The 14,145-nt window shown below is 70.5% G+C and carries 12 protein-coding genes; 4 read left to right on the forward strand and 8 right to left on the reverse strand.

Annotated features, from left to right (window positions below; all coding sequences use genetic code 11):
- The first annotated feature begins 309 nt into the window (after positions 1 to 309).
- Entirely contained in the window at positions 310 to 507 is a 198-nt protein-coding gene (locus ACQPZW_RS07485) for a hypothetical protein (RefSeq protein WP_433794096.1), read from the forward strand.
- A gap of 350 nt (positions 508 to 857) precedes the next feature.
- On the opposite strand, the gene lipA is transcribed toward ACQPZW_RS07485, so the two are convergent.
- The gene (gene lipA / locus ACQPZW_RS07490; protein WP_433797459.1) at positions 858 to 1,820 is read right to left on the reverse strand and encodes a lipoyl synthase; all 963 of its coding nucleotides are present in this window, start codon (positions 1,818 to 1,820) and stop codon (positions 858 to 860) included.
- 307 nt (positions 1,821 to 2,127) lie between these two features.
- Between lipA and aspS the strand changes: the two genes are divergently transcribed.
- Positions 2,128 to 3,381 carry an aspartate--tRNA(Asn) ligase gene (gene aspS, locus ACQPZW_RS07495; RefSeq protein WP_433794097.1) on the forward strand — a complete coding sequence of 418 codons (1,254 nt, stop codon included), beginning with the start codon at positions 2,128 to 2,130 and terminating at the stop codon, positions 3,379 to 3,381.
- 29 nt (positions 3,382 to 3,410) lie between these two features.
- Complete coding sequence (locus tag ACQPZW_RS07500; RefSeq protein WP_433797460.1) at positions 3,411 to 4,556, forward strand: PQQ-binding-like beta-propeller repeat protein; 1,146 nt, start codon at positions 3,411 to 3,413, stop codon at positions 4,554 to 4,556.
- Positions 4,557 to 4,740: 184 nt separating this feature from the next.
- Here the strand turns inward: ACQPZW_RS07500 and ACQPZW_RS07505 are convergent, their stop codons facing one another.
- From ACQPZW_RS07505 to lpdA, 7 genes are all read right to left on the reverse strand, one after another.
- Positions 4,741 to 4,905 carry a peptide ABC transporter substrate-binding protein gene (locus ACQPZW_RS07505; protein WP_433794098.1) on the reverse strand — a complete coding sequence of 55 codons (165 nt, stop codon included), beginning with the start codon at positions 4,903 to 4,905 and terminating at the stop codon, positions 4,741 to 4,743.
- Positions 4,905 to 5,534, reverse strand: a complete 630-nt coding sequence (gene lipB / locus ACQPZW_RS07510) for a lipoyl(octanoyl) transferase LipB (RefSeq protein ID WP_433794099.1) — start codon at positions 5,532 to 5,534, stop codon at positions 4,905 to 4,907. The genes ACQPZW_RS07505 and lipB overlap by 1 nt, the downstream gene beginning before the upstream one ends.
- 10 nt (positions 5,535 to 5,544) lie before the next feature.
- A complete protein-coding gene (locus tag ACQPZW_RS07515) occupies positions 5,545 to 7,461 on the reverse strand; it encodes a DUF2079 domain-containing protein (protein ID WP_433794100.1) in 1,917 nt (638 codons plus the stop codon).
- 26 nt (positions 7,462 to 7,487) lie between these two features.
- A complete protein-coding gene (locus ACQPZW_RS07520; RefSeq protein WP_433794102.1) occupies positions 7,488 to 9,359 on the reverse strand; it encodes a DUF2079 domain-containing protein in 1,872 nt (623 codons plus the stop codon).
- Between the two features lie 32 nt (positions 9,360 to 9,391).
- On the reverse strand, positions 9,392 to 10,309 hold the full coding sequence (locus ACQPZW_RS07525; protein ID WP_433794103.1) for a TIGR01777 family oxidoreductase: 918 nt from the start codon (positions 10,307 to 10,309) through the stop codon (positions 9,392 to 9,394).
- Positions 10,310 to 10,394: 85 nt separating this feature from the next.
- The gene (sucB, locus tag ACQPZW_RS07530) at positions 10,395 to 12,221 is read right to left on the reverse strand and encodes a 2-oxoglutarate dehydrogenase, E2 component, dihydrolipoamide succinyltransferase (RefSeq protein ID WP_433794104.1); all 1,827 of its coding nucleotides are present in this window, start codon (positions 12,219 to 12,221) and stop codon (positions 10,395 to 10,397) included.
- Between the two features lie 37 nt (positions 12,222 to 12,258).
- Positions 12,259 to 13,650 (reverse strand): dihydrolipoyl dehydrogenase, encoded by a 1,392-nt coding sequence (lpdA, locus tag ACQPZW_RS07535; protein WP_433794105.1) that lies wholly within the window; start codon positions 13,648 to 13,650, stop codon positions 12,259 to 12,261.
- 164 nt (positions 13,651 to 13,814) lie between these two features.
- Between lpdA and ACQPZW_RS07540 the strand changes: the two genes are divergently transcribed.
- The gene (locus tag ACQPZW_RS07540; RefSeq protein WP_433794107.1) at positions 13,815 to 14,135 is read left to right on the forward strand and encodes a hypothetical protein; all 321 of its coding nucleotides are present in this window, start codon (positions 13,815 to 13,817) and stop codon (positions 14,133 to 14,135) included.
- Positions 14,136 to 14,145: the final 10 nt, after the last annotated feature.

A 14,145-nucleotide genomic window follows, 5' to 3' on the forward strand; every position in this document is an offset into this window, starting at 1 on the left:
GGCGGCGGCCAGGGCTGCGGGCCGTCGGGCCGGGTTGAGGTGGGCGGCGTGGAGCGGCCGGCGGGAGGTTCGGGTTGTTCGGCCGGGCTGGGTGCGTGGCGTGATGCGACGGCGGGGTTCGTGTTGTTGGCCTGAGCGGGGGTTGAAGGCTGTCGGCGGCTGAGTGTTCGTCCGGCTGGGGGCTGCGGAGCCTGAAAGGCTAATGGCGGTCGGTGGGAGTCCGATATTGGGGGCCGCAGCGCAGGAAGGCGTCCTGCCTGACCTGAGCAGACCATTCCCCGGAGGCAGATGATGGATACCGCAGTCGAGGTGAGTTACGACGTCGTCGGCATGCTGATGGGGCCGAACTCCCTGGTGCCGTGGTGGGCCTGGCTGGCGCCCCTGGCAATGGTCTTTCTGAAGCTGCTGTCGCCCGTGCTGGTCCCGGAGGTCGCTGAGACCCGGTGGGGGTCGGAGAAGGGCAGCAAGAAGGGCAAGAAGAACAAGAAGTCGGCGAAGAAGAAGTAGCCACCACCCAGGACAATGCCCGAGTGCCCCATGCCGACCCGGCGTGGGGCACTCGTCGTCATGGCCCGCGCGACCGGCTCAACGCACGGCCCGGCGGAATGAGGCACGGCCCGACCCCGGCGGAATAAGGCACGGCCCGGCCCGGCGGAATCGGGCGGGGCAGGCCGCGGGGAATGTGGTCCAGCCGGCGGGATCGGCGGATCGGGGCGGCGAGGGGCATAGCCCCAGGCGGCCGGACGCACGTGGCCCGAGACGGCGGGGCCGGCGCCGGCTATCCGGGTGGCGAACAAAAGCCGCCGCCGGGGTGGCCGGATCGGGGCGCGGCTTGAAGGCCTGCGCCCCGACGTGGGTCAGCCTCGGGCTTCGAGGGCCTGCTTGTAGAGGCGGCCGGCGCGGTAGGAGGAACGGACCAGCGGCCCGCTCATGACGCCGGCGAAGCCGATCTGCTCGGCCTCCTCGCTGAGCTCGACGAACTCCTCCGGCTTCACCCAGCGCTCGACCGGGTGGTGGCGCGGGGTGGGGCGGAGATATTGCGTGATGGTGATCAGCTCGCAGCCGGCGCCGTGCAGGTCGCGGAGGGCCGCCGACACCTCGTCGCGGGTCTCGCCCATGCCCAGGATCAGGTTGCTCTTGGTGACCAGCCCGGCGGCCCGGGCCTGGGTGATCACGTCGAGGGAGCGCTCGTAGCGGAAACCGGGACGGATGCGCTTGAAGATGCGCGGCACGGTCTCCAGGTTGTGGGCGAGCACCTCGGGCGCCGCGCCGAAGACCTCGGCCAGCTGGGCCGGGTCGGCGTTGAAGTCGGGGATCAGCAGCTCGACGCCGCAGCCGGGCATCAGCTTGTGGATCTGGCGGACCGTCTCCGCGTAGAGCCAGGCGCCGCCGTCGGGCAGGTCGTCGCGGGCGACACCGGTGACGGTGGCGTAGCGCAGGCCCATCGTGGCGACGGACTCGCCGACGCGGCGGGGCTCGTCGGCGTCGAACTCGGCCGGCTTGCCGGTGTCGATCTGGCAGAAGTCGCAGCGGCGGGTGCACTGGTCACCGCCGATGAGGAAGGTGGCCTCGCGGTCTTCCCAGCACTCGTAGATGTTGGGGCAGCCGGCCTCCTGGCAGACCGTGTGCAGGCCCTCTTTCTGGACGCGGCCGCGCATCTCGGTGTACTCAGGGCCCATCTTGGCCTTGACCTTGATCCACGGGGGTTTCCGCTCGATGGGCGTCTCGGCGTTGCGCGCTTCGATGCGCAGCATGCGGCGGCCCTCGGGAGCAATAGTCACCCTCCGAAGATACGCCCGCACAGGGCGGCCACAGCGCAGGGGCGACGAGGCTCACGTGACCATTCGTGTGAGGGCGGTCACCCGTAATTCAGGAGAACGCCGCATAGGTGACTGTTAACGTTCCCGGCACGGCGATGATGGGACCGAGTAGCGCTTCGATCCGCCGGCCGAGAGAGCCACCCGCCAGCTGGGAAGGGTGGCCCGCGCGCCGGAGCGTGAAGACACCCCGGAGCCGCAGCACGACAAAGAGGCGCTGAAAGGCGCGAAGGTGCGGTGGTACCGCGAGGATCCCGCTCGCCCGCACCTCCCTGGGGCCGCGTTGCAGTCATCAGAGGAGGTAACCGCCGTGCAACGCATCCTCTCCACCGAACTGGCCACGCAAGAAGTCGGCCGTGAAGTCACCATCGCCGGGTGGGTCCATCGCCGCCGGCTGCTCAAGTCGGTCGCGTTCCTGATCGTCCGGGACGCCGCCGGGTTCAGCCAGGTGGTCGTCACCGACCCGGCGACCCGCGAGCAGTTGGAGCATCTCACCGAGGAGAGCGTCGTCGAGGTGACCGCCGTGGTCACCGCCGTCGAGCAGGCGCCGGACGGGGTGGAGCTGAGGTCTCCGACCATCCGCGAACTGAGCCGGGTGGCCGTACCCCTGCCGTTCGAGATGCACCGGCCCACGCTGAACGCCGGGCTTCCCACCCAGCTGGACCACGCCGCTCTGGCCCTGCGGCATCCGAGCCGGTCGGCGAGCCTGCGGGTCGCGGCCGCCGCGACCAAGGGCTTCCGGGAGGCGCTGGAGGCGCAGCGATTCGTCGAGATCCACACTCCGAAGATCGTGGAGTCGGCGACCGAGTCCGGCGCGAACGTCTTCCAGCTCGACTATTTCGGGCGGCCGGGCTATCTGGCGCAGTCGCCGCAGTTCTACAAGCAGCTGATGGTCGGGGTGTTCGAGCGGGTCTACGAGGTGGGGCCGGTGTTCCGGGCCGAGCCGAGCGACACCGCGCGGCACCTGGCGCAGTACACGTCGCTCGACGCCGAGATGGGATTCGTCTCCGACCACCGGGACGTGATGGCCGCGCTGACCAGGACCCTGGCCGGGATGCTCGGCGAGATCGGCGGTGGGACCGAGGTGAGGGACGAGATTCCGGCGATCCACTTCAGTGAGGCGCTGCGCATCGCCGGTGCGCCTGACGACGAGCCGGACCTCGCCCCGGCGCACGAGCGGGCCCTGGGGGAGTGGGCGCTGCGCGAGCACGGTTCGGAGTTCCTCTTCGTGACCGGCTACCCGATGCGCAAACGGCCGTTCTACACCCATCCGGACCCGGCCGACCCGACCTGGTCGAACGGTTTCGACCTGCTGTTCCGCGGTCTGGAGATCGTGACCGGCGGTCAGCGCCTGCACCGCTACGAGGACTACGTCGCGGCTCTGACGAAGCAGGGTGAGCCGCTCGGGCCGTACGCGGGCTATCTCGACGCCTTCCGCTACGGGATGCCGCCGCACGGTGGCTGGGCGATCGGCCTCGAACGGTTCGTGGCCAGGTTGACCGGGATCGCGAACGTCCGCGAGACGACCGCTTTCCCCCGTGACCTGAACCGGATCGCGCCCTGACCGCTGGGCGGGGTTGAATGCCGGGTGTGATGATCGATCTCGACCGGGTCGCCCCGCCGTCCCGGCCGGCGCCGCCGTCGGCACGTGTGCTGCCGGCGGCGCTGGTCGTGGTGCTGATGTCGGTGTTCCTGATCGGGCCGTCGGCACCGATGCCCGAGATCCGGGATCTGCCCGAGGTGGCCGCGACGGCGGTCCCGTCCGGGACGTGGCTGCTCACCGGCACGACGCTGTACTCCACACACGCCGGGACGACCGGGCAGCTGGGCGTCACCGCCTGGTCGCTGGAGTCCGGCGCGGCGCTCTGGCAGCGGGAGCTCGACTGGTTCGCCGGGCTCCCGGCGCTCGCACAGGCCGGCCCGGCGCTGGTCGTGTCCGGAAACGACGACGCCCGGATCCTCGACGCCCGCACCGGCGAGGACCGGGTCGACCCGGGGACCTATTCGGTGGCCCGGCCGGCCGGCGACCGGGTGGCCCTGTGGGACGGGGCGGCGGGCATGCTCACGCTCTTCGACCCGGCGGCGGGACGGGCCGTCTGGAGGCGGGAGCTCGTGGACCGGCCGCACGCCGTCGCGGCCACCGACGATCATCTACTGGTCGTGACCGACATCGGGGCGACCGTGCTCACCCTGGCCGGCGGTGAGCTGGTGGACGTCACGTCGAAGGCCGTCGCCGCCGGTGGCGCGCCGGTCGTCAAGGTGATCGACGGCCGGGTGTATCTGCTCGGCGACAACTCGCTGACCATGATCCCGCCGGCCGATGTGCGGACGATGTGGACGACGCCGCTGCTCCTGCCGCGGACGGCGGTGCCGTGCGGCGCGCACGTCTGTGTCTCCGGTGGGCCCGGTCTGGCCGCTTTCGATCCGGACACCGGCCGTCTGGCCTGGGCCGACGTCAACTGGATCGGCGGCGAGAACGGCGTCGTCCGGACCGCTGACGGCCGCGCCCTGCAGATCGACCCGGACAGGGGCGCGGTCCGGCGTGATCTCGGCCGTGGGCTGCCCGCCGGCGACCTGCTGATCCGCGCCGACGGCGACGGCCTGAGCGTGGTCGAATGGGCGACCGGCCTGGTCCGTGGGCGAGTCCCGGGCGCCACTCCGAGCGGCTGTCGCCGCACCGGCGAGCACCTCGCGTGCCAACAGGTCGGCGGTCAGGTCCGGGTTTGGGAGCTTTTGTGATCGTACGGCCACTAAAAGTACCGTGAGCCACCCCGCGAGAGACTGCCCGCTCCCGGCCTCCACCGCGACCGCCGGGCGTATGCGGTGGCCAACGGTGCAACCCAGCGGTCGCGTCGCGGCCCGGACCACGGACCGCGTCGCGATGTAGGCCCGGAACCCGGCGTGGACCGTACCGAAGAAGTGGCTAGAGGAAGACCGCGATGGTGACCACCGTGACGATCACGAAGGGGATCACCGTCATGCACATGAGGATGGCCCACGCGATCGGGTGACCGAAGTTGAGCACCACGCTGCCGTTCGGCCGGGGGACGAAGACCCGCTTGTCGCGCGGATTGCGGTAGAGGGCCATCAGAGCAGGGTGGCCAGGTGGCGCTCGACGACGGGCAGGACCTCGGCGACCGGGACCGGGCGGCCGACCTCGGCGCTGAGGGAGGTGACGCCGGCGTCGCGGATGCCACAGGGGATGAAGCGGTTGAAGTTGGACAGGTCGCAGTCGCAGTTGAGGGCGAAGCCGTGCAGCGTGACACCGCGCGACACCCGGATCCCGATCTGCGCGATCTTGCGGTCCAGCCCGCCGTCGGTGGCCCGGACCCAGGCGCCGCTGCGGCCCTCGACCCGCTCGGCGACCACACCGAAGTCGGCGCAGACGTCGATCAGCAACTGCTCGGTCCGCCGCACGTAGGCGACCACGTCGACCGGCTCCGGCAGCTTGACGATCGGGTAGCCGACGAGCTGGCCCGGACCGTGCCAGGTGATCCGGCCACCCCGGTCGACGTCGACCACAGGGGTGCCGTCGAACGGGCGGTCGGCCGGCTCGGTCCGCTTGCCGGCCGTGAAGACGCTCGGATGCTCCAGCAACAGCACCGTGTCCGGTTGCGTGCCGGCGACCACGCCCTGGTGCAGGCGCTTCTGCTCCTCCCAGGCCTCCAGATAGTCGACCAGGCCGGGACGGAGGACGGTCAATACGGAAGACGTCACGACCGCAAGCCTAATCCTGTTCCCACTGGTCGACCGGATCCACTCCGGGTCGGACACGCCACACCAGCACGTCGTCGACCTGCTCCGGCTCGCCGAACAGCTGAGTGGTGATCTGCAGCAGAGCGTCCCGGTTGAGGTTGCCGCGCGGACCGGTCACCTCGGTGGGCAGGAAGACCGCCTCGACCTTCCAGTACGCGAAGTCGACGCGTGCCTGCGCCCGGTCCAGGTTGGTCAGCTTCGGCATGTTGCCCCAGCGAGCGGCCCGGTAGAGCAGCTTGGCGGTCGGCCGCTCCGGCGGGCCGAGCCGGCCGGTGTCGTTGCGCCCGGCCTCCGTGTAGTCACGCGGGCCGAGCCAGTAACCGGCCGGCATGCGGAACAGCTTGTCGCCGCCCCGGGCCATCGTGTACGCCTGCCAGCGCATCATGTCGATCGCGACCTCGCTGGAGAGCGGCAACGAGGTGATCACACCGCGGTCGGAGACGTAGTCCTGCCAGCGCCCGCTGGAGATGAAGACCGGCTCGGCCGACCGCTCCATGGTGCGCAGCGGCAGCGGGGCGATCGGCGCGAGCGCGGCCACGATCGCCACGCCGAATGCGATCTTCCCGGCCCGGCTGCGGATCAGGCTCTCCCGGCGCACCACCTCGTCCGTGAGCATCGCGAGGACCAGCGCGAAGACGATCACGACGACGAGTGCGTAGCGCACCGGCAGCGCCGAGTCGAACAGCGGCACCTCGACGAGCAGCGCGTACAGCAGGGGGATGTCGGAGTGCTCCTCGCCGAGGAACTTCAGCCGCGGGCCGAGCGAGAGCAGGAAGAAGAGCAGCGCGACGATGCCCAGAGCCCGCAGGGTGACCCGGCGCTCCGGGGCCGAGCGGCGCCACAGCAGCGCCAGCGCCACGAAGAAGAGCACGATCAGCGGCACGCCCAGGAACGAGGTCGCCTCGGTCGCGTTCGGCGCGAGGTCGGCGCCCCACCCGAACATCCCGGCCACCGACCGCAACGGGAACGCCGCGTACGCCACCAGGTCCTCGGAGAACTGTCGCATCCCGAAACCGGTGCCGGAGAACTTCAGCGGGCCGGCGAAGTGCATGTAGAGCGGCCAGGCCAGCAGGGTGCCGGCCACCACCGCGGTGACCGCGAGCGAGAGCAGCACCGGCCGGATCGCGTCCTTCGCCTGCCGCAGGCCCGGCCGCGACAGCATCCAGATGAACAGGAAGAGGCCGCTGGCCTGGGCGGCGAAGAACAGCGCCTCGGCGGCGACCGAGAAGCCCATGGTGCAGAGCAGGCCCAGGACGATGCCGTTGCGCAGCCAGCGGTCGCGTTCCGGCAGCTTCAGCACCCACCACGCGACGATCCCGACCATCCAGCCGGAGGTCCAGTTCAGGTGGCCGTTGGCGTGCGACACCAGGCCCGGGCTGAATCCGAAGAGCAAGCCGCCCACCGCCGCGGCCAGCCCGCTGCGGACCAGCCAGCGGCGCAGGAAGAGATACCAGACGAACGCCGAGCCGGACAGGTTCAGCGTCATGATCGTCGCGAACGAGATCTGTGGACCCAGGAAGTGCGTGACCGGCGCGAACACCACGGCGTAGAACGTGCTCGACGTGTTCATCGCCAGGTTCACGCCGCGTGGCGCGTTCAGCAGATCGGTGAAGAACGGGTTGCTGAGGTGCTGGAGCAGGTAGACGCCGTACGACAGCATCCACTCGAACTGGCCCTGGTCACTGACGTTGTCGGCGACCACGTTGCGGTACGGCGCGCTCCACAGGCCCTGGCACACGTAGATCCCGGCAGCCAGGGAGACCAGCGCCATCACGATGTGGGCCGGCCAGGTGCGCTTCTTGCGGGCGCCGGTCTCCTCCGGCGCGATCTCGTCGACGGGTGTTGCGGTCGTCAGGTCCGTTTCCGGGGCGGGCGCGGCGATCGTCACGCCGCGGAGATTATCCAGCCCGGAATTCATCGGTCGATCGGGTCCACGCCGGGACGGATGCGCCACACCAGGACGTCGTCGACCTGCTCCGGTTCGCCGAGGAGATCGGTGGCCGTCACCAGCACGGCGTTACGGAAGAGCGTCATGTGGTCGGAACCGGTGATCTCCTGGGGCAGGAAGAGCGCCTCCACCTTCCAGTAGGCGAAATCGGCGCGGGCCTGAGCACGGTCGGCGTCGCTGAGCTCGGTGACGTAGCCGTACAGCGCGGCACGGGTGAACAGCCAGTCGGTCGGCAGGTTCGGCGCGCCGATGCGGCCGATCTGCTTGCGGCCCTCCTCACCGTTCGTCATCGGGCCGAGGAAGTAGCCGCCGGGGATCCGGAACTGCGGGCCGCCGCGGGCCATCGTGTACGCCTGCCAGCGCTGCCCGTCGGCCGTCACGTTCAGCGCGAACGGCAGGGTGGAGATCACGCCGTTGTCCGACACGTACCGCTGCCAGGTGCCCTTGGCGATGAACTCGGGCTCCGGCGCACGCTGCTGGTGGCGCACCGGCAGCGGAAGGATCGGCAGCAGCGCCACCACGATCGCCGCGCTCATCGCGGTCTGCAGCGACGGCGAGAGCCGGCGGTCCAGCAGCTCCTGGGTGATCAGCGCCAGCACCACGCCGAAGACCGCGGCCACCACGAGCCCCAGGCGCAACGGCAGCGCCGCGTCGAAGAGGGGCAGGTGGGAGAGCAACGCGTACGGCAGGGGGACCGGCTGCTCGGCGTCCATCCAGTTGAGCCGCGGGCCGAGCGACAGCACCAGGAAGGTGAGGCCGATCAGCGTGATCGCGCGCAGGGTGGCCCGGCGCCCGGGCGTGGCCCGCCGCCACACCAGCACCATCGAGACCAGGATCAGCACCACCAGCGGCACGCCGAAGAACGTCGTCTCCTCGGTCCGGTTCGGGGCGAGGTCGGAGCCCAGCCCGAAGAGGGCGGCCAGCGAGCGGCTCGGGAACGACAGGTAGGCCGCCGCGTCCTCGGCGAAGTAGCGCTGGTTGAACCCGGTGCCGGAGAACGTCTGGGGGCCGGCGAAGTGCATGTACAGCGGATAGGCCAGCAGCGCGCCGGCCACCACGGCGGTCACCCCGAGCGCCCGCAGCACCGTGGTGAAGGCGGCTTTCGCCTCGGTCCGGACCGCGCCGGCCAGCGCCCACGTGATGATGAAGATGCCGCTGGCCAGGGCGGTGTAGAAGAGGCCCTCGGCCGCGATCGTGAAGAACGCGGCGAGCATCAGGCCCAGCACCAGGCCGTTGCGCAGCCAGCGACCCGGCTGGCGCAGGCGCAGCACCTGCCAGATCACGACCGGCGCGACCCAGCCCGCGGTCCAGTTGAGGTGGCCGTTGGCGTGCGAGATGAAACCGGGGGCGAAGCCGCAGAACATGCCGCCGAGCCCGGCCGCGAGGGGACTGCGCACCAACCAGCGGTTGAGGAACAGATACCAGGCGAAAGCGGACCCGGCGAGATTCAGAGTGAGAATCGTCACATAGCTGATCTGAGGCCCGGCCAGATAGGTCAGCGGGGCGAACAGGATGGTGTAGACCGAGATGGACGTGTTGGCCGCCAGGTTCACCCCGAACGGCACGTTCAGCATCTCGGAGAAGAACGGATCCGAGGCGTGGCCGAGCGTGTAGACGCCGTAGCCCAGCAACCACTCGAAGAACGCCTGGTCACCGATGTTGTCGGAGAGGCCGTTACCGTACGGGTCACGCCACAGCCCGTTCGTCACGTAGACGGCGGTGCCGAGGGCGAGGAGAGCGACGGTCAGATGGGCGCGCCAGGGCCGGGGGCGCGAGGGCGCCGGAGGCTCGACGGGCGGATCTGCGGACGCGGCGGGGGCAGGGGCGGCGACGGACATCAGCCGCAGGTTAGCAAGAAACCCTGAGGCCCCTAGCCGGTCATGGCCGGTTCTGGACGCAGCGCCGCCGCCAATGCGTTGCCCATATCGGGGTAGGCCCACGCGAACCCGGCATTCGACAACACCGCCGGCAGCACCCGCTGGGACCGCTGCGCCTCCCCGGCCAACTCGCCGATCATCAGATCCAGCACCGGGCCCGGCACCGCGAGCAGAGCCGGCCGACGCAGCACCCGGGCCAGGTCGCGGGTGAACTCGGCGTTCGTCACCGGCTTGGGCGACACCATGTTGACCGGCCCGGCCACATCGTCCCGGGTCAGCAGGAACTCGGCCGCGGCCAGCCAGTCGGTCAGCGCGATCCAGGCCATCCACTGGCGGCCGCCGCCGATCCGGGCGCCCGCACCGAGCTTGAACGGCAGCAACAACGGCTTGATCAGCGAGCCCCCGGCGTCAATCGTCGGAGCCGTGCGCAGCAGCACCACCCGGACGCCGGCGTCCTCGGCGGGCCTGGCCGCGGCCTCCCACACCCGGCACAGATCGGCCAGGAAGGTGTTGCCGGCCGGGGCCTCCTCGGTCACCGCCTGATCGCCGGTGTCGCCATACCACCCCACGCCGGAGCTCTGCAGCAGCGTCCGCGGCCGATCGCCCTCGGGCAGCTTGCTGATCGCCTGGGCCAGGGTGTCGGTGGTGTCGATCCGGCTGGACCGCAGCACCCGCTTGTAGGCCGCCGTCCACCGCCGGTCACCGACGTTCGCCCCGGACAGGTTGATCACCGCGTCGGCGCCGGCCAGCACCGCGGTGTCCAGCCGGCCCTGTGCCGGATCCCAGGTGGCCTCGTCCGGCCGCTCGGAGGGCCGCCGGACCAGCCGGACGATGTCGTGGCCGCTGAGCCGCAGCCGTTCGGCGAGCCGCGTGCCCAGGAATCCGGACGCTCCGGCCATGACGATGCGCATGAGGTGACTCTTTCCCGAAGATCGCACGATCCCAAACAAGACCGGGGGGTACGCCGTGACGGCGCACCCCCCGATGTCATGACCTCTACAGGCCCAGGTCGGCCTCGAAGTGTCCAGCCTCCAGGCGCTCCTTGAGAGTGCCCAGGAAGCGGGCGGCGTCGGCGCCGTCCACGATCCGGTGGTCGTAGGAGAGCGCCAGGTAGACCATCGACCGCGGCACGATGATCTCGCCCAGCTCCGGGTCGTTCACGATCACCGGGCGCTTGACGACCGCGCCCAGACCGAGGATGCCGACCTGCGGCTGGTTGATGATCGGCGTGTCGAACAGCGCGCCCCGGCTGCCGGTGTTGGTCAGCGTGAAGGTGCCGCCACCGATCTCGTCCGGCCCGATCTTGTTGTTGCGGGTCCGGTCCGCGAGGTCCGCGATCCGCTTGGACAGGCCGGCCAGGTTGAGGTCACCGGCGTCCTTGATGACCGGGACGACCAGGCCCTTCGGCGCGTCCACCGCGATGCCCAGGTGCTCGGCGCCGTGGTAGGTGACGGTGCCCGCCTCCATGTCCAGCGACGAGTTGACCACCGGGTGCTGCTGCAGCGCCTCGACCGTGGCCAGGGCGAAGAACGGCAGGAAGGTCAGTTTCACGCCGTGCTTGGCCTGGAAGTCGGCCTTCGCCTTGTTCCGCAGGTTGGCGATCTTGGTCACGTCGACCTCGACCACCGTGGTGAGCTGCGCGGAGATCTGCAGCGACTCCACCATCCGGCGGGCGATCGTCTGACGGATCCGGGGCAGCTTCTCGGTGCGTCCGCGCAGCGGGCTCGGCTCCGCCTTGGGCGCCGCCTTCTCCGCGACCGGGGCAGCCTTCTCGGCCGAGGCTGCCGGGGCCGGGGTGGAGGCCTGTGCCTTGGCGGCAGCGGCCTTCTCGGCGGCGTCGATGACGTCCTGCTTGCGGATGCGGCCACCCACGCCGGTGCCGGTCAGGCTGGACAGGTCCACGCCCTTCTCGGCGGCCAGCTTGCGGACCAGCGGCGTCACGTAACCGGCGTCGCCGGCCCCGTTCGACTGCGTGGTCTGGGCCGACGGCGCGGCCGGGGCGGGCTGGGCCTCGGCGGGCTGAGCGGCCGGCTGCTTGGTCTCCGCGGCGGGCGAGGGGGTGGCGTAGGACTCGCCGGCGATGTTCGGCGCGGGCGCCGACTCCACCTTCGGTGCCGGGGCCTGCTGCGGTGCGGGGGCCGCGGCCGGCTTCTCCGGCTCGGGCTCGGGGGCGGGCGCGGCGGCGGGGGCGCTGCCCGGGGTGCCGACGATCGCCAGGACGGCGCCGACCTCGGCGGTCTCGTCCTCGCCGACCTTGATCTCCAGCAGGGTGCCGGCGACCGGAGACGGCAGCTCCGTGTCGACCTTGTCGGTGGAGACCTCGACCAGCGGCTCGTCCGCCTCGACGGTGTCGCCGACGGCCTTGAGCCAGCGGGTGATGGTGCCCTCGGTGACGCTCTCGCCGAGCGCCGGCAGCTTCACCTCGGTGCCCTCGCCACCGCTTGCCGGGGCGGCGGCCTGCGGGGCCGGGGCCTCCTCCTCGACGGGCTTCTCGGTCGACGGGGTGGCCGGAGCGGCGGGCTCCGGCTCGGCCTCGGCCTGCTGCTCCTGGGCCGGGGCGGGCGCGGCCTCACCGGCGTCCTCGCCGTCACCGGCGATGACGGCCAGCTCGCTGCCGACCTCCGCGGTCTCGTCCTCGCCGACCACGATCCGCGAGAGGATGCCCGCGGCGGGCGACGGGATCTCCGTGTCGACCTTGTCGGTGGAGACCTCGAGCAGCGGCTCGTCCGCCTCGACGCGCTCGCCCTCCTGCTTGAGCCAGCGCGTCACGGTTCCCTCGGTGACGCTCTCACCAAGCCGCGGCATGGTTACCGATGTCGGCATCTTTTCCCAAACTCCCTAAAGCGAAAGAACGATCGGATCAGCTGTGCGCGTGCAGCGGCTTGCCCGCGAGCGCGAGGAAGGCCTCGCCCAGCGCCTCGTTCTGCGTCGGGTGGGCGTGTACGAGCTGGGCGACCTCCTCGGGGAAGGCCTCCCAGTTGGTGATCAGCTGGGCTTCGCCGACGAGCTCGCCGACCCGGGCGCCGACCATGTGGACGCCGACGACGGGGCCGTCGTTGACCCGGACCAGCTTGATGAAGCCCGCGGTCTTGAGGATCTGGCTCTTGCCGTTGCCACCGAGGTTGTAGTTGTACGTGGAGACCTTGTCCGCCCCGTACTGCTCCTTGGCCTTGGCCTCGGTGATGCCGACCGACGCGACCTCGGGGTCGGAGTAGGTGACCCGCGGGATGCCCGCCTCGTCGATGACCGCCGGGTTCTTGCCGGCGATCTCCTCGGCCACGAAGATGCCCTGCTGGAAGCCGCGGTGCGCGAGCTGCAGGCCGGGGACGATGTCGCCGACGGCGTAGATGTTGCCGACACCGGTGCGCAGGCGCTCGTCGACGATCACGAAGCCCCGGTCGAGGGTGATGCCCTGCTGCTCATACCCCAGGTTGGCGGTCGTCGGGCCACGGCCGACCGCGACCAGCAGGACCTCCGCCTCCAGGGTCTCGCCGCCGGCGATGGTGACCTTCACGCCGTTCTCGGTGTGCTCCACCTTCTCGAACGGCTTGCCGACCTTGAAGTTGATCTTCCGCTTGCGGAAGGCCCGCTCGACCTGCTTCGAGATCTCCTCGTCCTCCGCGGCGACCAGGCGGGGGAGGGCCTCGATGATGGTCACGTCGGCGCCGAACGACTTCCACACGCTGGCGAACTCGACGCCGATCACGCCGCCGCCCAGGACGATCGCCGACTGCGGCACCCGGTCCAGCTTGAGCGCGTGCTCGCTGGTCAGCACCCGCTTGCCGTCGACCTCGAGGCCGGGCAGCGAGCGCGAGTAGGAGCCGGTGGCGAGGATGACGTTGCGGCCGGTGTAACGCTGGCCGGCGACCTCGACGGTGTCCTTGCCGACGAGCTTGCCCTCGCCCTGGACGATCGTGATGTTCTTGTTGTGCCCCAGCAGGCCGGTCAGGCCCTTGTAAAGGCGGCCGACCACCCCGTCCTTGTACGCGTTGACGCCCGCCATGTCGATCCCGACGAGATCGGCCTTGACGCCGAACTGCTCGCTCTCGCGCGTCTGGTCGGCGATCTCCGCGGCGTGCAGGAGGGCCTTCGTGGGGATGCACCCGCGGTGCAGGCAGGTGCCGCCGAGCTCGGCCTTGTCGATCAGCGCGACCTTGAGGTCGAACTGAGCGGCACGCAGGGCGGCCGCATAGCCACCACTGCCGGCGCCGAGAATGACGATGTCGAAGGTTCCGCCGTTGGGCTGGCTCACGTTGACTCCAGTGGTCGCATCGTCTCCGGTGTGGGTCACACAATGGAAACGGTCACAGTCCCGTCACCGACATCTTGTCACTTCTCGACCCGGTCAATGCAGTCAGGTGCCCCACGACACGTCGGTCCGACGTACCCTTGCGGGATCGAACGCGAGGAGGAGCAGTGGCTTGGTTTCGGCGGCGTCCCCGGTCCGGTGGGCCCGGAGGCCGGCAGGTCAACCAGGCCGATCTGGAGCATCTTACGCAATTCTTCCGGTCGAGACAGGGAGTCGAGGCATTCATCGAGCCACAGACGACAGTGACCGAGACCACCCTGTTGCTTGTGGCACACGACGGTGAATGGACCCGCCGGCGAATCGGCTCGCCCGACGTCGCCTGGAAATTCGCACACCAGCTCAGCATGCCGATCTACGACGTGAAGCTCCTCGGCTATCCACAGCGGATGCGCGATTACAACGAGCGCCAGCGGCGCCGCCCGGTCTGAGCCGGACGGC

The sequence above is a fragment of the Actinoplanes sp. CA-252034 genome (assembly GCF_050956125.1).
Taxonomy (GTDB): Bacteria; Actinomycetota; Actinomycetes; order Mycobacteriales; family Micromonosporaceae; genus Actinoplanes.